The sequence below is a fragment of the Blastomonas fulva genome (assembly GCF_003431825.1).
Lineage (GTDB): Bacteria > Pseudomonadota > Alphaproteobacteria > Sphingomonadales > Sphingomonadaceae > Blastomonas > Blastomonas fulva.
On record NZ_CP020083.1, the window covers coordinates 3,114,308 to 3,136,373 of the forward strand.

Annotated in this window: 21 protein-coding genes; 11 read left to right on the plus strand and 10 right to left on the minus strand. The window is 63.7% G+C overall.

Annotation, left to right across the window (positions count from 1 at the left end; all coding sequences use genetic code 11):
• The first annotated feature begins 16 nt into the window (after window positions 1–16).
• The 3 genes from fumC to gmk all read left to right on the plus strand — a co-directional run bounded on the left by fumC (window position 17) and on the right by gmk (window position 2,616).
• Window positions 17–1,414 (plus strand): class II fumarate hydratase, encoded by a 1,398-nt coding sequence (gene fumC, locus B5J99_RS14855; protein ID WP_117352827.1) that lies wholly within the window; start codon window positions 17–19, stop codon window positions 1,412–1,414.
• 69 nt (window positions 1,415–1,483) lie between these two features.
• A complete protein-coding gene (locus tag B5J99_RS14860) occupies window positions 1,484–1,870 on the plus strand; it encodes a hypothetical protein (RefSeq protein WP_069050036.1) in 387 nt (128 codons plus the stop codon).
• Between the two features lie 86 nt (window positions 1,871–1,956).
• Window positions 1,957–2,616: a guanylate kinase gene (gene gmk / locus B5J99_RS14865; RefSeq protein WP_054135236.1), complete on the plus strand. Its 660-nt coding sequence runs from the start codon at window positions 1,957–1,959 to the stop codon at window positions 2,614–2,616.
• Between the two features lie 2 nt (window positions 2,617–2,618).
• On the opposite strand, the gene B5J99_RS14870 is transcribed toward gmk, so the two are convergent.
• The 5 genes from B5J99_RS14870 to B5J99_RS14890 all read right to left on the minus strand — a co-directional run bounded on the left by B5J99_RS14870 (window position 2,619) and on the right by B5J99_RS14890 (window position 8,007).
• Window positions 2,619–3,338, minus strand: coding sequence for a DUF4197 domain-containing protein (locus tag B5J99_RS14870; RefSeq protein WP_245991646.1), 720 nt, complete (start codon window positions 3,336–3,338; stop codon window positions 2,619–2,621).
• A gap of 108 nt (window positions 3,339–3,446) precedes the next feature.
• Window positions 3,447–4,247, minus strand: a complete 801-nt coding sequence (locus B5J99_RS14875) for an SDR family NAD(P)-dependent oxidoreductase (RefSeq protein WP_117353537.1) — start codon at window positions 4,245–4,247, stop codon at window positions 3,447–3,449.
• Between the two features lie 5 nt (window positions 4,248–4,252).
• Window positions 4,253–5,395, minus strand: coding sequence for an acyl-CoA dehydrogenase family protein (locus B5J99_RS14880; RefSeq protein ID WP_054135238.1), 1,143 nt, complete (start codon window positions 5,393–5,395; stop codon window positions 4,253–4,255).
• A gap of 155 nt (window positions 5,396–5,550) precedes the next feature.
• Window positions 5,551–6,687 carry an acyl-CoA dehydrogenase family protein gene (locus B5J99_RS14885; protein ID WP_117352828.1) on the minus strand — a complete coding sequence of 379 codons (1,137 nt, stop codon included), beginning with the start codon at window positions 6,685–6,687 and terminating at the stop codon, window positions 5,551–5,553.
• Between the two features lie 138 nt (window positions 6,688–6,825).
• The gene (locus B5J99_RS14890; RefSeq protein ID WP_117353538.1) at window positions 6,826–8,007 is read right to left on the minus strand and encodes an acyl-CoA dehydrogenase family protein; all 1,182 of its coding nucleotides are present in this window, start codon (window positions 8,005–8,007) and stop codon (window positions 6,826–6,828) included.
• A gap of 323 nt (window positions 8,008–8,330) precedes the next feature.
• On the opposite strand from B5J99_RS14890, the gene B5J99_RS14895 reads away from it, so the two are divergent.
• From B5J99_RS14895 to B5J99_RS14930, 8 genes are all read left to right on the plus strand, one after another.
• On the plus strand, window positions 8,331–9,764 hold the full coding sequence (locus B5J99_RS14895; RefSeq protein WP_054135241.1) for an MFS transporter: 1,434 nt from the start codon (window positions 8,331–8,333) through the stop codon (window positions 9,762–9,764).
• 25 nt (window positions 9,765–9,789) lie between these two features.
• Window positions 9,790–11,079: an acyl-CoA dehydrogenase family protein gene (locus B5J99_RS14900; RefSeq protein ID WP_117352829.1), complete on the plus strand. Its 1,290-nt coding sequence runs from the start codon at window positions 9,790–9,792 to the stop codon at window positions 11,077–11,079.
• An 83-nt stretch (window positions 11,080–11,162) separates the two neighbouring features.
• Window positions 11,163–12,245, plus strand: coding sequence for a Zn-dependent alcohol dehydrogenase (locus B5J99_RS14905; RefSeq protein ID WP_117352830.1), 1,083 nt, complete (start codon window positions 11,163–11,165; stop codon window positions 12,243–12,245).
• Between the two features lie 22 nt (window positions 12,246–12,267).
• A complete protein-coding gene (locus B5J99_RS14910) occupies window positions 12,268–13,341 on the plus strand; it encodes a phosphotransferase family protein (RefSeq protein WP_054135244.1) in 1,074 nt (357 codons plus the stop codon).
• 2 nt (window positions 13,342–13,343) lie between these two features.
• Window positions 13,344–14,120 (plus strand): SDR family NAD(P)-dependent oxidoreductase, encoded by a 777-nt coding sequence (locus B5J99_RS14915; RefSeq protein WP_117353539.1) that lies wholly within the window; start codon window positions 13,344–13,346, stop codon window positions 14,118–14,120.
• Between the two features lie 26 nt (window positions 14,121–14,146).
• Window positions 14,147–14,938, plus strand: a complete 792-nt coding sequence (locus B5J99_RS14920; RefSeq protein WP_054135245.1) for an SDR family NAD(P)-dependent oxidoreductase — start codon at window positions 14,147–14,149, stop codon at window positions 14,936–14,938.
• 35 nt (window positions 14,939–14,973) lie between these two features.
• Window positions 14,974–16,194 (plus strand): serine hydrolase domain-containing protein, encoded by a 1,221-nt coding sequence (locus tag B5J99_RS14925; RefSeq protein WP_117352831.1) that lies wholly within the window; start codon window positions 14,974–14,976, stop codon window positions 16,192–16,194.
• 18 nt (window positions 16,195–16,212) lie between these two features.
• A complete protein-coding gene (locus B5J99_RS14930) occupies window positions 16,213–18,240 on the plus strand; it encodes a 3-hydroxyacyl-CoA dehydrogenase NAD-binding domain-containing protein (RefSeq protein WP_117352832.1) in 2,028 nt (675 codons plus the stop codon).
• Window positions 18,241–18,298: 58 nt separating this feature from the next.
• Here B5J99_RS14930 and B5J99_RS14935 read toward each other — a convergent pair whose 3' ends face one another.
• The 5 genes from B5J99_RS14935 to B5J99_RS14955 all read right to left on the minus strand — a co-directional run bounded on the left by B5J99_RS14935 (window position 18,299) and on the right by B5J99_RS14955 (window position 22,021).
• Window positions 18,299–19,045, minus strand: coding sequence for a hypothetical protein (locus B5J99_RS14935; protein WP_162892624.1), 747 nt, complete (start codon window positions 19,043–19,045; stop codon window positions 18,299–18,301).
• A 124-nt stretch (window positions 19,046–19,169) separates the two neighbouring features.
• Entirely contained in the window at window positions 19,170–19,880 is a 711-nt protein-coding gene (locus B5J99_RS14940; RefSeq protein WP_117352834.1) for an ATP12 family chaperone protein, read from the minus strand.
• A 10-nt stretch (window positions 19,881–19,890) separates the two neighbouring features.
• Complete coding sequence (locus B5J99_RS14945; protein WP_069050044.1) at window positions 19,891–20,112, minus strand: hypothetical protein; 222 nt, start codon at window positions 20,110–20,112, stop codon at window positions 19,891–19,893.
• A complete protein-coding gene (locus B5J99_RS14950; protein WP_117352835.1) occupies window positions 20,109–20,777 on the minus strand; it encodes an HAD-IA family hydrolase in 669 nt (222 codons plus the stop codon). The genes B5J99_RS14945 and B5J99_RS14950 overlap by 4 nt, the downstream gene beginning before the upstream one ends.
• Entirely contained in the window at window positions 20,774–22,021 is a 1,248-nt protein-coding gene (locus tag B5J99_RS14955) for an RluA family pseudouridine synthase (RefSeq protein ID WP_245991886.1), read from the minus strand. The genes B5J99_RS14950 and B5J99_RS14955 overlap by 4 nt, the downstream gene beginning before the upstream one ends.
• Window positions 22,022–22,066: the final 45 nt, after the last annotated feature.

A 22,066-nucleotide genomic window follows, 5' to 3' on the forward strand; every position in this document is an offset into this window, starting at 1 on the left:
AGACGGACCAGCCATCATGACCAAGCCCGACACCCGCCTGGAGAGCGATTCGCTGGGCTCCATCGCGGTGCCTGCGGATTTCTATTGGGGCGCGCAGACCCAGCGCAGCATCGAGAACTTTCCGTTTGCGCCGCACGAGCGGATGCCGATCGCGATCGTGCACGCGCTGGCGATCGTCAAGCAGGCCGCAGCACGGGTCAACCGCCGCCACGGCCTGCCCGCCGAGATCGCCGACGCCATCGATGCGGCCGCGACCGAGGTGATCACCGGCAGGCATGACGATCAGTTCCCGCTGACCATCTGGCAGACAGGCAGCGGCACTCAGAGCAACATGAACGTCAACGAGGTGATCGCGGGCCGCGCCAACGAACTGCTCACCGGAACGCGCGGCGGCAAGACGCCGGTGCACCCCAACGATCATGTCAACATGGGCCAGTCGTCCAACGACGCCTTTCCCAGCGCGCTGCATATCGCCGCCAGCCTGGAGTGCCGCGCCCGGCTGCTGCCCGCACTCGCCCGGCTGACCGTGGCGCTGGAGGACAAGGCCGCGCAATGGGCCGATATCGTCAAGATCGGTCGCACCCATCTGCAGGATGCGACGCCGCTGACACTGGGGCAGGAATTTTCCGGCTATGCCAACCAGCTCTATCGCTGCGGACGGCGGATCGAACCCGGGATTGTTGCGGGTACCTATCGGCTGGCGATCGGCGGAACTGCGGTGGGCACGGGGCTAAACGCACCCGAGGGCTTCGCGCTGGATATGTGCCAGGCGATTGCCGAGATTACCGGTCACCCGTTCCATCCGGCGGAAAACAGCTTCGAGGCACTCGCGTCCAACGATCCGCTGGTGCACCTTTCGGGCACGTTGAACACGCTGGCGGTAGCGCTGACCAAGATCGCCAACGATATCCGGCTGCTGGGCTCGGGCCCGCGCTCGGGGCTTGGCGAGCTCGATCTTCCAGCCAATGAGCCGGGTAGCTCGATCATGCCCGGGAAGGTCAACCCCACCCAGTGCGAGATGCTGACCATGGTCGCGGCGCAGGTGATCGGCAACCATCAGGCGGTGACTGTCGGCGGGATGCAGGGGCATCTCGAACTCAACGTATTCAAGCCGTTGATCGGCGCCAATGTGCTGCGCTCGATCGATCTGCTCGCGACTGGAATGCAAGGCTTTGCCGAGCGCTGCGTCGAAGGGCTGCAGGCCAATACGGGTCGCATCGCCGAACTGGTCGATCGCTCGCTGATGCTGGTCACCGCTCTGGCCCCGGTGATCGGATATGACAGCGCCGCGAAGATCGCCAAGCACGCGCACGAACACGGGCTGACGCTCAAACAGGCGGGGCTCGCGCTCGGCCTGGTGGACGAGGCAACGTTCGATGAGCACGTCCGCGCAGAGGATATGACCGGACGCTAGATCGGCGCGGAACGCTTGGACGTAATGGGGCGTTTGAGGTCCAAACCCAATTCAGCTATGGATAGCCACATGACCAGCCCCACCACGACCCCGCCCGCCCCCGTCCCTGCCCCCGCCGCTCCGGCAGCGACTCCCGGACCTGTTGCAAACGGTAGCGCGCCTGCGACATCGACGCCGCCCGCGCACTGGTCGCGCGGGGCGATCAGCGGTGCGGGTCGGCTGATCTCGACTGCTGCCAATGACGAGATGGTGCGCAGCCTGATCAGTTCGCGCGCAAAGAGCAATCTCGCCGCTGGGTTTTTCGGTGGGACGCTGATGGGCGCGATCGCCGCGCGCATCGCCACTCGCTCGGTCCCCGGCGCCCTGCTGGTGGGCGGCGCGCTGCTCGCCAAGGCGATCTACGATCAGCGCAAGGCGAAGGAAGAGGCTGAGCTCAATTCCAAGCCCAAGGGCTGATCGTCGGGTCCTGATTGATCGTCTGTATCCCGGGCCAACTGAACAAACCGGTTGACGCAAAGGCCCGGCTTTGGCCATGAGCCGCCATGGTCATTTCCGCTTCCAAAAATGCGCTCGCTCGGCGCGGGCTGCTGTTCATCCTTTCATCGCCCTCGGGCGCGGGCAAATCCACCATCGCGCGGATGATGCTGGAAGCGGACCCGCAGCTGTGCCTTTCGGTATCGGTCACCACCCGCCCTCCCCGCCCCGGCGAGATCGACGGCACCCATTACCACTTCATCGACGAAGCCACCTTCCACCAATTGGTCGAGGACAACGCGCTGCTCGAATGGGCCAAGGTTTTCGGCCATTTCTACGGCACTCCCAAGGCTGCGGTGAAGCAGGGCCTGCGCGAGGGACAGGATTTCCTGTTCGATATCGACTGGCAGGGCACGCAGCAACTGTACCAGCGCGCAGAGGGCGATGTGGTGCGCGTATTCATCCTGCCGCCCTCGCTCGAGGAACTGCACCGCAGGCTTCGTGGCCGCAACACCGACAGCGAAGAGGTGATCGCCAGCCGCATGGCGCGCGCGCAGGACGAGATCAGCCATTGGGACGGCTATGACTTCGTGGTGATCAACGACGACGTCGAGAGCTGCTTCACCAAGGTCTGCCAGATCCTGCAGTCCGAACGCATGCGGCGCGCCCGCCAGACCGGTCTTATCGACTATGTCCGCGACCTGATGAACCCCACCGACCGCCCGTAAGGCTATTTGCCCGTGACGGCGTCGAGCAGCTTCTGCCCGGCCTTGAGCGGGTTGTTGCGGAAATTCGATTCCTCGCGCCCGATATAGGTAAAGATGCCGGACATCGCCTGATCGGTGACGCTGTCGATCAACCCGTCGCGGCTCAGATCCACGCCAGCGAGGGCACCCAGCATGCTGCCGGTTCCGCCCCCGCGCCCCAGCGAATCGAGTTGCTTGAGCGCGCCGGTCTTGCCCAGTGCATCGCTCACCAGCGGCCGCATCTTCTGCCGCAGCACATCGCCCGAGGTCCGCCTGAGATATTGCGTGCCGCCGGTATCGCCTCCGGTAACGATGCCGACGCCATCGGTCAGCGTCATCGAATCGATCGCCGAACGGAACACCGGCTTGGCTTCCTGCGCTGCAAGTCCAGCGGCATCGTTGATCGAACGGGTAAGGTTGTTGGTAAGCCCCGCCTTGTCGGTCAGCTTCATCAGCTTGGTCGCTTTTTGCAGCGGACCTGGCAGCAGGATGCGCACGGCCTGATCGGCATAGAATGCGCCGGGCCTGGACAACTGGTCGAGCGCACTGTCGGAGGCGTTGCCAAGCAGCCCCTTCATCGATCCGCCCGCTGCCTTGCCGGCCTTTGCCTTTTGCGCGACGGCGGCGGTCGGCGCTATGAAGGCACCGGCGGTGACTGCCGAGACGGCGAGCGCCAGCGCGAGAGGAATGCTCCGGAATGCCATGCTGCTCTCTCCTGCTCTTGTCCTTGCAGCAGGATGCAGCAACGCGAACCGCAGCGCCAGAGCAGGCGCTGCGATTTTACGTGTCGTCACATCGCGGTTTGAAGTGGATCAGTGCCCTTCGGGGTCGTAGCCCCCCGTGGGCACCTGCGCGTTGACGATGCCGCCATCGACCGGGATCGTGGTTCCGATGACGTAATCCCCGGCCCGGCTGGCCAGAAAGATCACCGCGCCGGAAATGTCCATCCAGTCGCCGACGCGCTTGTTGGGGACGCTCTTTGAAACCATGTCGCCATGATCGCGCGCGGCCTTGTTCATGTCAGACGGAAACGCGCCAGGGCCGATGCCGGTGACGTAGATATGATCGCGCAGCAGGCGGACTGCCATGCGCTTGGTCAGCTGGATCAGCGCCGCCTTGCTGGCCTGATAGCTGTAGGTTTCCCACGGGTTGATCCGCATTCCATCGACTGACGAAATGTTGATCACCTTCGCAGGGGTCTCGGCGGTCGCACCCGCTTTGAGCAGACCATGCAGCGCCTGGGTCAGGAAAAAGGGCGACTTGACGTTGAGGTCCATCACCTTGTCCCAGCCGACTTCAGGGAAATCCTCGAACTCAGCGCCCCAGGCCGCGCCTGCGTTATTGACCAGGATGTCGAGACGGCTCTCGTGCTCGGCGAGCTGCGCCGCCAGCTGGCGCGCGCCTGCGACGGTCGAGATGTCTGCCGGAAGCGAAATGCAGTTGGGGCCGAGTTCTTCCGCGGTGGCATTGCAGGCATCGGCCTTGCGCGCCGAGATATAGACCTTGGCGCCAGCGGCGATGAGGCCTTGCGCGATCATCTTGCCGATGCCGCGCGATCCGCCGGTCACGAGGGCGACCTTGCCCTTGACCGAAAACAGCTGTTCGATGTTCATCATATTCATCCTTCGTTGCGCAAGGCTTCCCTTGCGATGATGGTGCGCTGGATCTCGCTGGTTCCCTCATAGATGCGGAACAGGCGGACATCGCGGTAAAAGCGTTCGATTCCGTAATCGGCGATATAACCCGCCCCGCCGAAGATCTGCACCGCGCGATCGGCGACCCTTCCGACCATTTCGGAGGCGATCAGCTTGGCGCAGGCGCAATCCTCGGTGATCCGCTCGCCCCGGTCCTTGGCGCGGGCGGTCTGCAGCACCAAAGCCTTGGCCGCCTTGGCTTCAGCGACGCTGTCGGCGATCATCGCCTGGATCATCTGGAACTCGGCGATCGGCTTGCCGAACTGCTTGCGCTCCTTGGCATAGGCGACGCTGTCGGCAATCAGCCGCTCGGCCGCGCCAACGCAGACAGCCGAGATATGCAGCCGCCCCCGATCGAGCACGCGCATCGCGACCTTGAAGCCATCGCCTTCAGCGCCCAGCCTGTTTTCCACTGGAACGCGCACATTGTCGAAGATCACGTCGCAGACATGCGCGCCCTGCTGACCCATCTTACGCTCGGGCTTGCCCACTGAAAGCCCTGGTAGATCGCGCGGCACCAGGAAGGCGCTCACCCCTTTGGGGCCGGGGCCGCCGGTGCGCGCCATCACGGTGAACAGGTCGGCCTTGTCGGCATTGGTGATGTAGCGCTTGGAGCCATTGAGCACATAGGAATCGCCGTCGAGCTCGGCGCGCGTTTTCACCGCGCCGCTGTCCGACCCGACATCGGGCTCGGTCAGCGCGAACGAGGTGATGATCTCACCGCTGGCGATTCTCGGCAGATACTTGGCCTTTTGCGCATCGTTGCCGTCCATCACCAGTCCCTGGCTGCCGATGCCGACATTGGTGCCGAAGGTCGATCGCATCGCGGGCGACGTGCGCCCGAGCTCGAACGCGATGCGCACCTCTTCCTCCATGTTGAGGCCCAGCCCGCCGAATTCCTCGCCGATCGACAGTCCGAAAAGCCCGAGCTCGCGCATCTCCTGCACCAGATCATCGGGGATCTCGTCGGTCTCCGACACCTGGGCTTCCAGCGGACGCAGCCGCTCGGTGACGAACCGGCGTACGCCCTCGAGCAGCGCGTCGAAGATATCGGGATCGAGTGCCATATCGCTCTCCTTGCATCTTTCTCCCCTCCCGCTTGCGGGAGGGGCGGGTCCAGCTTGCTGGACCGGGGTGGGCCTGAAATTTACAGCAGGGTAGGCCCAACCCGGCTTCGGCTGCGCCTCAGCCACCCTTCCCGCCTACGGGGGGGAGAAGCCAGTTAGTACCCGAAAATTTCAGCCACCCGGCCCGCGTGGAAATTCGCATCGCCCATGAACTCGTTGAGCGCGCGGTCGCGCTTCATGTAGAAGCCGATGTCGTACTCGTCGGTCATGCCGATGCCGCCATGCATTTGCACGCCTTCGCGCACGGTCAGGTTGGTGGTGCGCCCAGCCTTGGCCTTGGCGACCGAAACGTAAATCTCGGCGCTGTCCTTGCCCTCGTCGAGCAATTGCTGTGCCTTGAGCACGGCGGCGCGGGCGATTTCCATTTCGCTGTAGAGATGCGCGGCGCGGTGCTGCAGCGCCTGGAACTCGCCGATCAGGCGCCCGAACTGCTTGCGCTGCTTGAGGTAATCGACGGTCATGTCCATCGCCCCTGCACCCACGCCGACCAGCTCTGCGGCCGAGCCTGCGCGCCCTGCACGCAGCAGCGAGGAGAGCACCTGCCAGCCGTTGTCGACTTCACCGATCACCGCATCGCCATCGACCTCCACACCGTCGAACGTGACATGCGCCGCCATCGAACTGTCGACCAGCCGGGTGCTATCCATCGACATGTTCGCCGCGTCCTTATCGACCGCGAACAGCGTCAGCCCGTCGGTTTCACCGGCGGCGCCTGCAGTGCGCGCCGCAACGATGAGCGCATCGGCGCTGGCGCCCTGGATCACGAACTGCTTGTTGCCGGTGAGCTTGAAGCCGTTGCCCGAACGCTCGGCCTTGGTGGTGATGTGCGAAGGCCGGTGCTTGGCGCCTTCGTCGATCGCCAGCGCGAGCACGGTATCACCGGCCAGAATGCCGGGAAAGAACTTGTCCTTGAGATGCTGCCCGCCATGGTTGAGTGCGGCAACGCCTGCGATCGCAGTGGTCAGGAACGGCGACGGCGACAGGTTGCGGCCGATCTCCTCGAGCACGACTCCCGCTTCGACATGACCGAGGCCGAGGCCACCATCGTCTTCACCGATCAGGATTCCGGTAAAACCCATTTCGCCGAACTGCTTCCACAGCGCGTGGCGGAAACCGTCCTTGCAGTTGTCGTCGCGCAGCTTGCGCAGATGGCTGACCGGGGCTTCCGATTTGAGGAACTCGCGCGCGCTGTCGCGCAGCATCGCCTGGTCTTCGTTGAGGTACATTGGCATGGAAATGTCTCGCAAATCTTGAGATGCGCGGTTCCCTGCGAAGGCGGGGAGCCATCTCCTGCCGGTGCACCAAACGCAACGCTCGGGAGATGGACCCCTGCTTGCGCAGGGGACCGATCAAAAAGGGCTAAATGGCGATCACGCCCCGGGAAGGTCGAGGATGCGCTTGGCGATCACGTTGAGCATCACCTCGCTGGTGCCGCCCTCGATGCTGTTGGCCTTGGTGCGCAGCCAGTTGCGCGCCTTTGCGCCGCCCTTGGAAGCTTCGCTTTCCCATTCGAGCGCGTCCGATCCGTTGCCCGCCATCACCAGCTCGTGGCGGCGCTTGTTGAGCTCGGTTCCGGCGTACTTCATCATGTTGGGCTGGGCGGGGTGGCCCTTGCCCGACTTCATCTCGTCGGTGAAGCGCTCGGCCATCGCCTTGAACGCCAGCGCATCGACATCGAACTGCGCAAGCTCCGCGCGGAGCAAGCCATCGTCGAGCTGGCCGAGGCCGTTGGCACCGATCGAACCCAGCATCTGCGCGCCCAGCGACGGCGCTCCATCGCCGAGGCCGCCACCCGAGATCATCTCACGCTCGTGGCCCAGCAGATACTTCGCGACATCCCAGCCGCGGTTCAGTTCGCCGACGATCTGCTCCTTGGGCACGACGACGTTGTCGAAGAAGGTCTCGCAGAACGGCGAGTTGCCGCTGATCAACTTGATCGGCTTGGTGGTGACGCCGGGCGTCTCCATGTCGAACAGCAGGAAGGAAATGCCCTGATACTTGTTGGTCTTGTCGGTGCGGACCAGGCAGAAGATCCAGTCACATTTGTCGGCATAGCTGGTCCAGATCTTCTGGCCGTTGACCACCCAATGGTCGCCCTTGTCTTCGCCGAAGGTCTGCAAGCTGACGAGGTCGGAGCCCGAACCGGGTTCCGAATAGCCTTGGCACCAGCGGATTTCGCCGCGCGCGATCTGGCCCAGATAATGCACCTTCTGCTCTTCGGTCCCGAACTGCAGCAGTGCGGGGCCGAGCATCCAGATGCCGAAGCTCGACAGCGGCGGGCGCGCATTGATCCGCGCCATTTCCTGACGGAGGATCTTGGCCTCGCCTGCGGAGAGACCAGCGCCGCCATAGGCCGTGGGCCAGTCGGGAACGGTGTAGCCCTTGGCCACGCAGCGCTCCAGCCACTGCTTCTGCGCTTCGTTCTTGAAGGTCCAGTTGCGTCCGCTCCAGCAGACGTCATCCTCGCCGCGCACCGGCTCGCGCATCTCGGCGGGGCAGTTCGCCTCCAGCCATTCGCGCACGTCCAGTCTGAACTGATCGAGATCGCTCATCGTCATCCTCTCCCGCATGGTTTGATCCAGCGCGCGCCCTGGCCGGGAAGTTTTTCCTGCGGCCAAAACTGCGCTTCGCGACTCAGTCTATGGTGGAGCGAACCGGGCTGCAAGCCTGTTGAATCCTAGGCCGAATGCCGTAACGTCAGCGCGAGCGCGGTTGACGTTTACGGCAGGCGTCATATGGTAACCCCAAGCAAAGCAAGCGGGAGAGAATCAATGCAGCGGGCCGCCCGGTCCATAGCATGGCCAGCGCCAACAGGCGCGGCGGTGCCTCATGTCGCCCGTCGGCATCGCGCCACCCTTGGGGGCGCTTGCCACGCATGACCGATCTTGCCAGCCTGACCACCAAGCCAGTTGCCGCCCGCGTTTCGATGGGCACCAAGCTGGCCTACGGCTTCGGCTCGGTGGCCTATGGCATCAAGGACAACGGCTTTGCCGTCTTCCTGCTGATCTATTTCAACCAGGTCGTGGGGATGCCCGCCGAGCAGGTTGGGCTTGCGGTGCTGATCGCGCTGATCGCAGATGCCTTTTTCGATCCGATTGTCGGCCACAAGTCCGATGCCACACGCAGCCGCTGGGGGCGTCGCCACCCCTGGCTTTATGCCGCGGCGCTGCCGATCGCCTTGTCGTGGTTGTTGCTTTGGAACCCGCCCGAGATCGGCAATGGCGGCCTGTTCGTCTATCTGATTGTGGTGGCCATGGCGGTTCGCTTCTCGTTCTCCGCTTATGAGGTTCCGGCGCTGGCGATGCTGCCGGAGATGACCCGCGATTATCACGAACGCACCGAGGTACTGCGCTATCGCTTCTTGTTCGGCTGGCTGGGGGGCCTTGTGATGCTCTACGCCGCCTATGCTTTGCTGCTGGTGCCCGAGCCCGGCTATGAAAATGGCGTGCTCAACCCCAATGGCTATCACCGCTATGCAGTGGCGGGCGCGATCGTCATGCTGGTCTCGGTGGTCGTCTCCGCGCTCGGAACGCACAGGTTGATGGCCAAGCCCAATACCGGCGACATCCGCCATGCCGCGCACGGCCTGGGCGATTTTGTCGCCGCGCTGAAGTTCCGGCCTTTCCAGCTGCTGCTCGCCGCGGGAATCTGCGCCTTTGCCAATCAGGGGCTGTTCTTTGCGTTGACCAACTATCTGATGCTGTACGTGTGGGAGTTCCCGCAAATGGCGTTCAACATCTATCCGTTCGTGCTGTTCCTCGGCGTCGCGCTGGCGTTCGTGATCGTCGGACCGGTCTCGCGGCGCCTGGAAAAGCCGCGTACCGCCGCGATCGGCGCACTGCTGTCGCTGACGCTTGCGACGATGCCGTACTGGCTGCGTCTGGCGGGGCTGTTCCCGGACAACGGCACAACGCTGTCGATCGCGCTGGTGCTGGGGCTGATTGCGCTGTCGACGACCTTCGGTATCTGCGCGATGATGATGATCAGTTCGATGATCGCCGATGTCACCGACGCGGCCGAAGCCAGCAGCGGCAAGCGCACCGAGGGGATTTTCTTCGCCGGCTTCTTCTTCATGCAGAAGTGCATCGGCGGGCTCGGCATTCTCGCATCTGCGCTGATCCTGTCGACCGCCGGTTTCCCCGAAAATGCCCAGCCGGGGGAAGTGGCCGCGCAGGTCATCGATCGCCTCGCCGTCACCTTTGCCATCGCCACCACGGTCATCGGCGTGTTGTGCGCCTGGTTGTTCACCCGCTTTCCGCTGGGCCGCGCCGATCATGAAGCGCGGCTTGCAGATATCGCCAATCGCTAGATCCCTATGAAAGGAAACCCGAAACATGGATTTTGATCTTACCGAGCGCCAGGGCTATTGGCGCGACCGCGTCCGCGCCTTCATCGAAAGCAACGTCCGTCCGCGCGAAAAGGACTATGACGCCCAGCAGAAGGAAGGGTCGCGCTGGAAGGTGCTGCCCGTGATCGAGGAAGAGAAGGCCAAGGCCAAGGCCGCGGGCATCTGGAACCTGTTCATGCCGCCCTCCAACCCCAATCTGGCGCATGTCGACGACAGCTTCGAATTCGATGGCCCCGGCCTCACCAACCTCGAATATGCCCTCTGCGCTGAGGAAATGGGCCGTGTCGGCATGGCAAGCGAGGTGTTCAACTGTTCGGCGCCCGACACCGGCAACATGGAAGTGCTGCACCGCTATGGCACCCGTGCGCACAAGGACGAGTGGCTCAAGCCGCTGATGGACGGCGAAATCCGCTCTGCGTTCCTGATGACCGAGCCGCAGGTTGCCTCTTCCGATGCGACCAACATCGAAACCTCGATCCGCCGCGAAGGCGACGAATATGTCATCAACGGCCGCAAATGGTGGTCGTCTGGCGCGGGCGATCCGCGCTGCAAGATCGCGATCGTGATGGGCAAGACCGATTTCGAGGCCAAGCGCCATGCTCAGCAATCGATGGTGCTGATGCCGCTCGATGCGCCCGGCGTGAACATCGTGCGCCACCTGCCGGTGTTCGGCTATGATGACGCGCCGCACGGCCATATGGAGATCGAGCTCAACAACGTTCGCATCCCGGCTTCGAACATCCTGCTGGGTGAAGGCCGCGGCTTCGAGATCGCGCAGGGCCGGCTTGGACCTGGCCGCATCCATCACTGCATGCGCACCATCGGCGTAGCCGAAGAGGCACTGGCCAAGATGGCCCGGCGTCTGCAAACCCGCGTCGCTTTCGGCAAGCGCATCTCGGAATACAGCATCTGGGATGAGCGTCTGGCCGCTGCGCGCATCGATATCGAGATGAACCGCCTGCTCTGCCTCAAGGCTGCTGACATGATGGACAAGGTCGGCAACAAGTACGCCAAGGCCGAGATCGCGATGATCAAGGTCGCCGCGCCCCGCATGGCGCTCAAGATCATCGACGATGCCATCCAGGCACATGGCGGCGCTGGTGTCAGCGAAGACTTCGGTCTCGCCAAGGCCTATGCGCATATGCGCACGCTGCGGCTTGCCGATGGCCCCGATGAGGTGCACAACCGCACCATCGCGCGGATGGAACTGGGACGCCACGGCGTGAATGATGACGACGGTGCGCTCAGCTCGGGTGATCTGGGTGTGACGCGTTGAACGTTTTTCCCTCTCCCTTAACGGGAGAGGGAAAGCCCTGCGTCAGACGGGGCAAGTTTGTGACAGGGCTTGGGAGAGCAACGATGAAAGCCGCCATCTGTTTTGAGCCCGGCAAGCCGCTGGAAGTGCGCGATGTCATCATCGACAAGCCCGGCCCGCGTGAGGTATTGATCCGCACCGCAGCGACCGGGGTTTGCCGATCCGATCTGCACTTCGTCGACGGCTCCTATCCGCATCCCCTGCCCTTCATCCCCGGCCATGAAGCCGCCGGGATCGTCGAGGCAGTGGGCGATGGCGTATCGACGGCGAAGGTCGGCGATGCGGTGGTCACCTGCCTCAGCGCCTATTGCGGCCATTGCGAATATTGCGTCACCGGGCACATGTCGCTGTGCTTGGGGGGAGACACCCGCCGCAAGCCGGGCGAACCGGCCCGGTTTCGGTTGGAGGACGGTCCGGTCAACCAGATGCTCAACCTGTCGGCCTATGCAGAGATGATGCTGATCCACGAGCATGCGTGCGTCGCGATCAATCCCGAAATGCCGCTCGACAGGGCCTGTGTCATCGGCTGTGCGGTGACCACCGGTGCGGGCGCGATCTTCAACGCGGCCGACCTGGTGCCGGGCGAGACGGTTGCCATCGTCGGCTGCGGCGGGGTCGGGCTGGCAGCGGTGAACGCCGCGAAGATTGCAGGTGCCGGGCGGATCATCGCGATCGATCCGGTGGCGGACAAGCGCGCACTGGCGCACAAACTGGGTGCCACCGACATGATCGATTCGAGCGCCGAGGGCGCTGCCGAAGAGGTGATCGAGATGACTAAAGGCGGCGTCCACCACGCGATCGAGGCGGTGGGGCGTCCGGCCTCGGGGGCGATGGCGGTCAAGGTGCTGCGGCGCGGCGGCACCGCGACGATCCTCGGCATGATGCCGCTCGCCGAGAAGGTGTCGTTGAGCGCGATGGAACTGCTGCAGGGCAAGAAGCTGCAGGGTGCATTGATGGGCAACAACCGTTTTCCTGTTGAAATTCCACGGCTTGTGGAGTTCTACATGCGCGGGATGCTTGACCTCGACACCATCATTGCCGAACGCATGCCGCTCGAGCGGATCAACGAGGCGTTCGATGCGCTGCGGATCGGCGATTCCGCGCGGTCGGTGATTACATATAATTGATTGGGTGAGGATTTCAGCGATTATGGATCAGATCGACGCACAGGCGACGATGACTGGCACCATGGAAGTGCCCGAACAGGACCGCCTCGACGAGACGCGCCTGACCGCCTGGTTTGAGGCGAACGTCGAAGGCTTCGCAGGCCCGCTGTCGCTTTCCAAGTTCAAGGGTGGCCAGTCCAACCCCACCTACAAGGTGACGACACCCAACGCTGCCTATGTGCTGCGGCGCAAGCCCTTCGGACCGCTGCTCCCATCGGCGCATGCCGTCGACCGCGAATACCGCGTCCAGGCGGCTTTGTTCGATCAGGGCTTCCCGGTCTCGCGCCAGTACGGCCTGTGCGAGGACGACAGCGTCATCGGATCGATGTTCTACGTCATGGGCTTCACTGACGGCGCGAGCTATTGGGATGGCACCCTGCCCGGCAAGACGCCAGAGCAGCGCACCGCGATCTACAATGCGATGATCGATACGCTGGCGCATCTGCACAGCTTCGATCCCGTCGCCATCGGACTGGAAAGCTATGGCAAGCCGGGCAATTACTGCGCGCGGCAGATCTCGCGCTGGACCAAACAGTATCGCCTGTCCGAAACCGAGACCATCCCCGAGATGGACCAGCTGATCGAATGGCTGGAAAAGACCGTTCCCGAACAGCGCGGCTTCGGCATCGCGCATGGCGATTTCCGCATCGACAACATGATCTTCGACAAGGACGAGCCCCGCGTGCTCGCGCTGCTCGACTGGGAGCTTTCGACGCTGGGCGATCCGATCGCCGACCTGTCCTATTTTCTGATGAGCTGGGTGCAGCCCGCCGAGGGGCGCAACGGCCTGCTGGGGGTGGACGTCAAGGCGTTGGGCATCCCGACCATCGAGGAGGCGACCGCGCGTTATGTCGAGAAGGCCGGTCTCGATCATGTCCCCGACATGGACTGGTACCTCGCCTACAACCAGTTCCGCATCGCCGCGATCCTGCAGGGGATCAAGAAGCGGGTGATCGACGGCACCGCGTCGAGCGCGCAGGCCGAACAGATGGCGCAACGCGTGATCCCGCTCGCTCAGGCCGCCTGGGAATACGCCAAGAAGGCCGGCGCGCAGTGACCATCTCCAGCTTCGACCTGACTGGCCGCGTCGCCATCATCACCGGCTCGTCGCGCGGGATCGGCGCGGCAACCGCGCGCAAGCTTGCGGCTCAGGGCGCCAAGGTGGTGATCTCGAGCCGCAAGCAGGATGCGTGCGATGCTGTCGCAGCCGAGATCAACGCGGAACATGGCGATGGCACCGCGATTGCGGTATCGGCGAGCATCTCGCGCAAGGAAGACCTGCAGAACCTCGTCGACCAGACTCGCGCGCAGCTGGGCCCGGTCGACATTCTGGTCTGCAACGCCGCGAGCAACCCCTATTACGGGCCAATGAGCGGGATCAGCGACGACCAGTTCCGCAAGATTCTCGACAACAACATTCTGTCCAACCACTGGCTGATCCAGATGGTGATCCCCGACATGCGCACTGCCCGGCGCGGATCGGTGGTCATCATTTCGTCGATCGGCGGGTTGCAGGGCACTGGCAGCATCGGCGTCTACAACATTTCCAAGGCCGCCGATTTCCAGCTGGCGCGCAATCTGGCGGTCGAACTTGGGCCTGACAACATCCGCGTCAACTGCATCGCGCCCGGCCTGATTCAGACCGACATGGCGCGCGCGCTGTGGGAAAATGAGCAGGTGATGGGCCATATCCGCAGTGTTACGCCGATGCGCCGGATCGGCCAGCCCGACGAGATCGCGGGTGCGGCGGTGTTTCTCGCATCGGACGCATCGACCTATATCACCGGCCAGTCCATCGTCATCGATGGCGGCACGACAATCGCAGCGGCGCTCTGACAAGCCGCATCAGGAGGGGTAGTTTCATGGATCTTCAGGGCAAGGTTGCCATCGTCACAGGTGCTGGCAGCGGTATCGGCAGGGCCAGTTCGCTGCTGTTCGCTCAGCACGGCGCCAAGGTGATCGCCAGCGACATCACCGGCAAGCAGGACGAGACCGCAGCGCAGAACCCCGATGCGATCACCGCGATCCAGGCCGATGTCAGCAAGGAAGCCGATGTCGAGATGCTGGTCGCCAAGGCGGTCGAGCAGCATGGCAAGCTTGATGTGTTCTTTGCCAATGCGGGGATCTCGGGCGGGTTCGACGGCATCTTCGACCAGACGGTGGAAGAGTGGGAGCGCATCCTGGCGATCAACCTCATCGGCCCGTTTCTTGCGATCAAGCATGCCGGCAAAGTCATGGCCGATGCAGGCAATGGCGGTTCGATCATCTGCACGGCGTCGGTGGCGGGCCTGCGCTCGGGCGCCGGCGGCCCGGCCTACACCGCCAGCAAGGCCGGGGTGATCAATCTGGTCCGCATCGCCGCGCAGCAATTGACCGGAAGCGATGTGCGTTGCAATGCGATCTGCCCAGGCCTCATCGAGACAGGCATGACCGAGTTCATCTACACCAAGGCGCGCGAAAAAGGCTTTGAGGACAAGATCGGCCAGCTCAACCCCATGCAGCGTGGCGGCGTCCCCAACGAGATCGCCGAAGCCGCGCTGTTCCTCGCGTCGGACCGGTCCAGCTATGTCAACGGCCATGCGCTTGTCGTCGATGGCGGGCTCACCAGTTCGCACCCTTACGCCCGGCAACGCTTCGGCCAGACGGCCACCTGAGTTCACAACCCCCATGGAGCAACGGATTTTTCCAGATGAGCATTTTTGTGTCTGACCCGGCCGACTTAGGCTTCAACCAGCATTTGCTTGAGCGCATACCCGCCCATATCAACAGCAAATATCTGGAAAGCCAATGCCTGCCCCATGCTGCGCTGCTGATCGGGCGCGGGCACGAGATTGCGCATCTGTCGCTGCAGGGGGAAGCGCGACCGGGCCAGCCGTTGCAGGAAGACGCGATCTTCCGCATCGCCAGCATGACCAAGCCGATCACGTCGGTCGCGTTCATGCAGCTGGTGGAGGAAGGCCGGATTGCGCTGTCCGACCCGGTGCATCGCATCCTGCCCGAATGGAGGAACCTGGGCGTGTTCGTCTCGGGCGGCGGCAACCAGCCGTTCGTCACCCGGCCGACCAGCCAGCCGATGCGGATGATCGATCTGCTGCGCCACACCTCGGGGCTCACTTACGGGTTCCAGGAACGCACGCCGATCGACGCGGCCTATCGCAAGCACAAGCTGGAAGCCTTTGCCGGCCCCGACCTGGAAGAGCTTGTCCGCATTCTCGCCGGTATCCCGCTGCAGTTCGATCCGGGCACGTCGTGGAACTACTCGATCTCGACCGACATTCTGGGGGCGATCCTGCAGCGGGTCGACAACAAGCCGCTCGATCAGATCATCGCCGATCGGGTCACCGGGCCGCTGGGCATGGTCGACACGCACTTCCAGGTTCCCGAGAGCAAGCTCGACCGCGTGCCCGATTGCTTCGTCTTCCATCCCACCGAAAAGATGAAGATGTACGATCCCGGCGCGACCACCGCCTGGGGTCGCGCGCCCAGCCAGCTTTCGGGCGGCGGCGGCATGGCGTCGACGCTCGCGGATTATCATCGCTTCTGCCGGATGCTGCTCAATGGCGGAAATCTGGACGGCGTGCGGATCCTCGGTCGCAAGACGCTCGACCTGATGATCTCCAACCACCTCCCCGGTGGCGGCGACCTGACCCAGCACAGCAAGGCGCTTTTCAGCGAGGCGGAGAATGCGGGTGCGGGCTTCGGCCTGGGCTTTGCCACCACGATCGATTCCGCCGCTACGGGCGTCCCGGGATCGGTGGGCGATTTCTATTGGGGCGGCATGTTCTCGACGGCATTTTTCGTCGATCCGATCGAAGACATCGTGATGATTTTCATGACCCAGCTGATGCCATCCAGCACCTATCCCATCCGGCGAGAGATCAAGACGATGCTCTACGCCGCAGTCGAATAAGCACAAGGAACACACGTCATGTCCGACTCCCCGATTTCCACCGAAAAACGCGGCGATATCCTGATCGTCACCTCCAACAATCCCCCGGTCAACGCGCTGGGCGCAGGTGTGCGTGTCGGTCTGGATGCCGCGCTGACGCAAGCTTCCGCCGATGATGGCATCAAGGCCGTGGTGCTGATCTGTGCCGGTCAGACCTTCTTTGCAGGTGCCGACATCACCGAGTTCGGCAAGCCTCCGGTTGAGCCTATCCTCACTGACCTGATCCCGAAGATCGAAGCGTTCGACAAGCCGGTGATCGCCGCGATCCACGGCACCGCGTTGGGCGGAGGTCTGGAGACAGCGCTGGGTGCGCATTACCGCGTCGCCGTGCCCTCGGCCAAGCTTGGCGTTCCCGAAGTGAAGCTGGGCCTGCTGCCCGGCGCAGGCGGCACACAGCGTCTGCCACGCGTGGTCGGGGTCAAGGCTGCACTCGAGATGACCGCCAAGGGTGATCCCATCTCCGCAACCCAGGCGCACAAATGGGGCCTGGTCGATGAACTGGCCGAGGAAGGCGCCCTGCTCGACACCGCGCTGGCGTTGGCCGAAAAGGTCAAGGCCATTCGTCCGATCCCGCGCGTCAGCGAGCGAACGATTTCACCCGACGATGCCGCGATTGAGGCCTTCCGCAAGGAGAACGCCCGCAAGTTCCGCGGTTTTGACGCACCTGCGGCCAACATCGCCTGTGTCGAGGCTGCCACCCGGCTGCCGTTTGCCGAAGGAATCGACTTTGAACGCACCGAGTTCATGAAGCTGATGTTTGGATCGCAGTCTGCGGCGCAGCGCCACATCTTCTTTGCCGAGCGCAAGGCGAGCAAGATTGACGGCATCGCCAGCGATATCGCGCTGCGCCCGATCGCCAAGGTCGGCGTCATCGGCGCGGGCACCATGGGCGGCGGGATCACGATGAACTTCCTGTCGGCAGGCATCGCGGTAACCATCGTCGAGCAGGCCGAGGAAGCTCTGAACCGCGGTGTTGGTGTTATCCGCAAGAATTACGAGGCGAGCGCTGCCAAGGGTCGCCTGACCACCGAACAGGTCGAAAAGGCGATGGGGCTTCTCACCCCTTCCCTCTCGCTGGATGACCTGTCTGATTGCGACCTGATCATCGAGGCGATCTTCGAGAACATGGACGTCAAGAAGGAGGTGTTCGGCAAGCTTGACGCGATCGCCAAGCCCGGCGCGATCCTGGCAAGCAACACCAGCTATCTCAACGTCGACGAGATCGCCGCTTCGACCAGTCGCCCGCAGGATGTGCTGGGCATGCACTTCTTCTCGCCTGCCAATGTGATGAAGCTGCTCGAAGTCGTGCGCGGCGCCAAGACCGCCGACGACGTGCTCGCGACCGTCATGGCGCTGGCGAAGAAGATCAAGAAGGTCGCGGTCGTGGCTGGCGTTTGCCATGGCTTCATCGGCAACCGCATGCTGATGCCGCGTCAGGTCGAGGCCAACAAGCTGTTGATGGAAGGCGCGACGCCTGAGCAGATTGACCGCGTTCATGTCGAGTTCGGCATGCCGATGGGGCCGTTCCAGATGAGCGATTTGGCGGGCGTCGATATCGGCTGGCACCGTGACCCCACCCGCATCGAGTCGATCCGCGACGCGCTGTGCGCCGAGGACCGCTGGGGCCAGAAAAAGGGCGCGGGCTTCTATGACTATGATGAGAAGCGCAATCCTACGCCGAGCCCTCGCGTCGCCGAGATCATCGAGGACTTCCGCTCGCGCTCGAACATGCCCAAGCGCGAGATCAGTGATCAGGAGATCATCGAGCGGACGCTGTACACCATGGTCAATGAAGGCGCGATGATCCTCGAGGAAGGCATGGCGCAGCGCGCTTCCGACGTCGATGTCGTGTGGATCTACGGCTATGGCTGGCCGGTCTATCGCGGCGGCCCGATGTTCTGGGCGGGCCTGGAAGGAACGCCCAAGATCGTCGAGGGGCTCAAGAAGCACGGTTTCACAATCTCACCGCTGCTGGCGGAAAAGGCCGAGAAAAACGAGGGCTTCTGATACGAAAAACCCCGCCGGAGACGATCCGGCGGGGTTTTCCTTTATCTAGGTGTAGCGATCAGGCTGCGCCGAGGATCGCATCCACAGCGGGCTTGTTTGCCGCGCTGACGGTGCCCTTTTCGCGCAATTCAGCGCCCAGCGGCTTGGCGGCTTCGAGATAGCTCGCCTCGCCAGTCGACTGGTTGAGACCGATCAGGCTCGAGAATTCTGCATTGGCCAGATCAGCCGAAGTCGGGTCGGCCGCGCGGCCTTCCTTGGCGATTGCGAGCGCCTGCTCGAAATTGGGCTTGGCCGCAGCCTTGTCCTGCTTGTTCAGGCTGAAGTTGCCCAAGTTGACGAGGATCGACACCAAGGTGCCGCGCACTCCCGCATTGGCCTTGTCGGCCTGATAGACCTTCGTCCACTGCGGTGCAGCTTCGGTATACAGCGGCGCGATGGCGTCGATGTTGCCAAGCGCTCCCTGCGAGTTTGCCACGATCGTCAGCGCGCTGGCATAAAAGCCGGCATTCTGGATGTTCGCGGGGTCCCGTCCGGCGATTTCCTTGATCACCGGCAGGGCTGGTTCCAGCTTCGCGATTGTTTCGGCGTGGTTGCCAGCGGCCTGCGCCTGCTGCGCGGCGGTGAAATCGGCAATCGCCTTGTTCTGCGCTTCGGCCTGTTCGGGGGTCAGCGTCGTGGCAGGCGCCTGCGTTGTCTGTGCGGTTGCGGCGCTGTCAGCGGCGGCGGCGTCCTGTGCGAGCGCGGGCGCTCCAGCCAGCGCCATGGCGCTCGAAACGAAAAGTACGGAAATCGCAGACTTCATCATGGGGGATTTTCTCCTTGAGATGGCGTGCACGCAACCGGTCCCGAGGCTTTTGCAAGCCAGTGACACAGATCGGTTGCGGCACCGATGGATTTGACAGCAACGAAGAAGGAACGCCGGGAGCCCCCTAACGTTCCCCGCCGGTGTCCTGCGCAAGAGAGCAAAAGCGCTTGGCGTCGTCAAACGCGGCCCGACGCAGGCGGCGGGTCTCCAGCGCTTCGAAGTCCGCGCCCCATAGCTCTTCCTGCCAAAGCTCTTCCAGGCAAACAGCACGCCAAATTGTTTCGGAATCAAAGGCTTCTTCGAGCAATGCGAGTGCTGCGAGAAGCGATCCGCCGATGCTGGCAATTGTCGTCAGCCCCGCCAGGACGAAACCGTCATGCGCAGCAACAACCGATTGCAGGCGGGACAGGCTGTGCTGTGCTTGCGGTTGATGGATGATCCCTGCGACCCGCACCAGCCTGATATCATAGCGATTTTCGGCCCATTGAAGGATGGGCTCCCAGTCGCGCTGCTGACGTTCGGCCAGCGGCTCCCCTGGATCGGCCCGATAGCACAGCGTATCGGTCTCGCCATAGGCCACGATATCGCTCACGAACCGGTCGGGCTCGGGTATGATCCTGTCGATCGCGGCATTGGCAAAACCGGTGTGCGGCATCGAGGCGATCACGATCTCCTCGCCCTGCCCCTCCCACTCGGCCGCCACCGCCTCTGCCATCGCGCGCGTGGGCACCACCAGAGGCTGGCGCATCGGGGTCTTTACCGGGCGGCCATCCAGCAACAGGGCATGGCCATCGGCCACCGCCTGGGTGGCAACGGTCTTGTAGAAGCGCTTCATGATATTGCGATCATTCGGATGAGGGACTTTTCCAGCGCTTGACCAGGATCTGCGGGACGATCAGCATTTCGAGTATGCCGAAGAGCAGCAATCCATACCCGAATTCGCGCGGGACGCCGCTGATACGGCCATAGGTGATCGCGACCGCGAGAGCGATGGTGATGGCACCGGCCAGCCGGACCGCGCCGATAACGAAGAAGCGCGTGCGGGCCTGGCTATCTTCGGCGGTCATGCCGCGCCCTGCGCGATATGATCGAACAGCTCGTCCATCGAATAGGCGATGCTGTCCGCTCCCGCCTGGGTCAGTTCCGCAGCGTCGTGATAGCCCCAGTCGACCCCGATCGCGCGGACGTTGGCTGCAACGCCCATCGCCATGTCATAGCTGGTGTCGCCGATCATCACCGCAGCATGCGGTTCTGCGCCAGCATCGGCGAGCGCCTGATAGATCATCGACGGGTGCGGCTTGGAGGGGTGGCGATCCGCGGTCTGCAGTGACACGAAGCGGTGCTTGATACCATGATGCGTCAGGCACAGGTCGAGCCCGCGATCCGATTTGCCGGTGGCCACCGCGAGCATCCAGCCCTGCCGGTCGAGCCGGTCGAGCAGTTCGGTCAGGCCGTCATACAGCGGTTCCTGCTGCAGCGTGCCGTTGCCGCGCAGTTCGTGAAAGGCGTTCTTGTAGTGATCGGCAAGCACGACGTGAAAATGCGGCTCGGCCTCGGGCAGCATCACGCGCATCGCTTCAACGAGCGACAGACCGACGATGCGGCGGACGCGGTGATGGTCCGGATGCCCCAGCCCTTCGGCGGCGAAAGCCATCTCCATCGCCCGGCAGATATTGGCCTGGCTGTCGACCAGCGTCCCGTCGCAGTCGAAGATCGCAAGCCGCGTCGTCATGGGCGCCGGGGTGTCCGCTTCGGCGCGGTGCGCGGAGTGACCGGCTTGGTGCGGCCGCCCGGCTTGGCAGGGCCGCCGGTAACGGGCTTGGCCTTGCCCGCAGGCTTGCCCTTGCCGACAGGTGCAGCGGCGGTCGAGCGGCTGCGGCGCTCTCCGCGCCGTTCCTTGCGGATCGTCTTGGCGTGTGCGCGTGCCTGCTGCTTCTTGACTTCGCGGGTGGCGGGCTCGGGCGTGTCGTCGGCAAAGGCGGTTTCGCCGAGCGCCAGGTCGAAGCCCAGGCTCTCCATCGATTCGGCGAAATGCTCGGGCAATTCGGCGGTGACATCGAGCGCCGGGCCATCGGGATGCGCGATCCTCAGGCGGCGCGCGTGCAGGTGCATCTTGCGGCTGATCGTGCCGGTCAGGAACGCGTTCTGTCCGCCATATTTGCCATCGCCGACGATGGGATGGCCAATCGCCGCCATGTGGACGCGCAGCTGATGGGTGCGTCCGGTAAAGGGCTGGAGCGCGACCCAGGCGGCACGCGATCCCGCGCGCTCTATCACCTGATAGGCGGTACGCGATGGCTGGCCGTTTTCCTCGTCGACATGCATCTTTTCGCCGCCGGTCCCAGGCTGCTTGGCGAGCGGCAGCTCGATCAGGCCCGAATAGATATCGGGCACGCCGACGACCAGCGCCCAGTAGATCTTCTTGGCGTTGCGCCCGGCAAAGCGCTTGGCGAAATAGGCCGCGCTGCCCGGGGTGCGGGCGAGCAGCAGCACGCCCGAGGTGTCCTTGTCGAGCCGGTGGACCAGCCGTGGCCGAACCGCGCTGTCGAACATCAAAGCCTCGCCCAGGCCATCGACATGCGCATGGGTGCGCGTACCGCCCTGCGTCGCCAGACCCGGCGGCTTGTTGATAACCAAAGCGGCGCGATCGCGGTGGATCACCATCGACTGCGCATAGGCGATCTGATCGTCGGAGAGCGTCTTGGGCATTTCGCGTGCCACCGACCGCTCGGGTTCGACCTCTGAAGGAGGGATGCGGATCGTCTGGCCGGCGGCGATGCGGTCGCCGGGGCCAACGCGCTTGCCATCCAGACGGATCTGTCCGGTGCGCGCCCAGCGCGAGACCAGGTTGAAATTCACATCGGGCAAATGGCGGTGGAACCAGCGGTCGAGCCGGATGCCGTCGTCATCGGTATCGATAGTGAACTGGCGTGCCTCGCTCGCGCCGTGAATGGCCGCGGCGGGCGCCGCCGGCATGGGCTTGCGCGCGGGCGCAGCAGCACGCCTTGCGGGTGTCTTGCC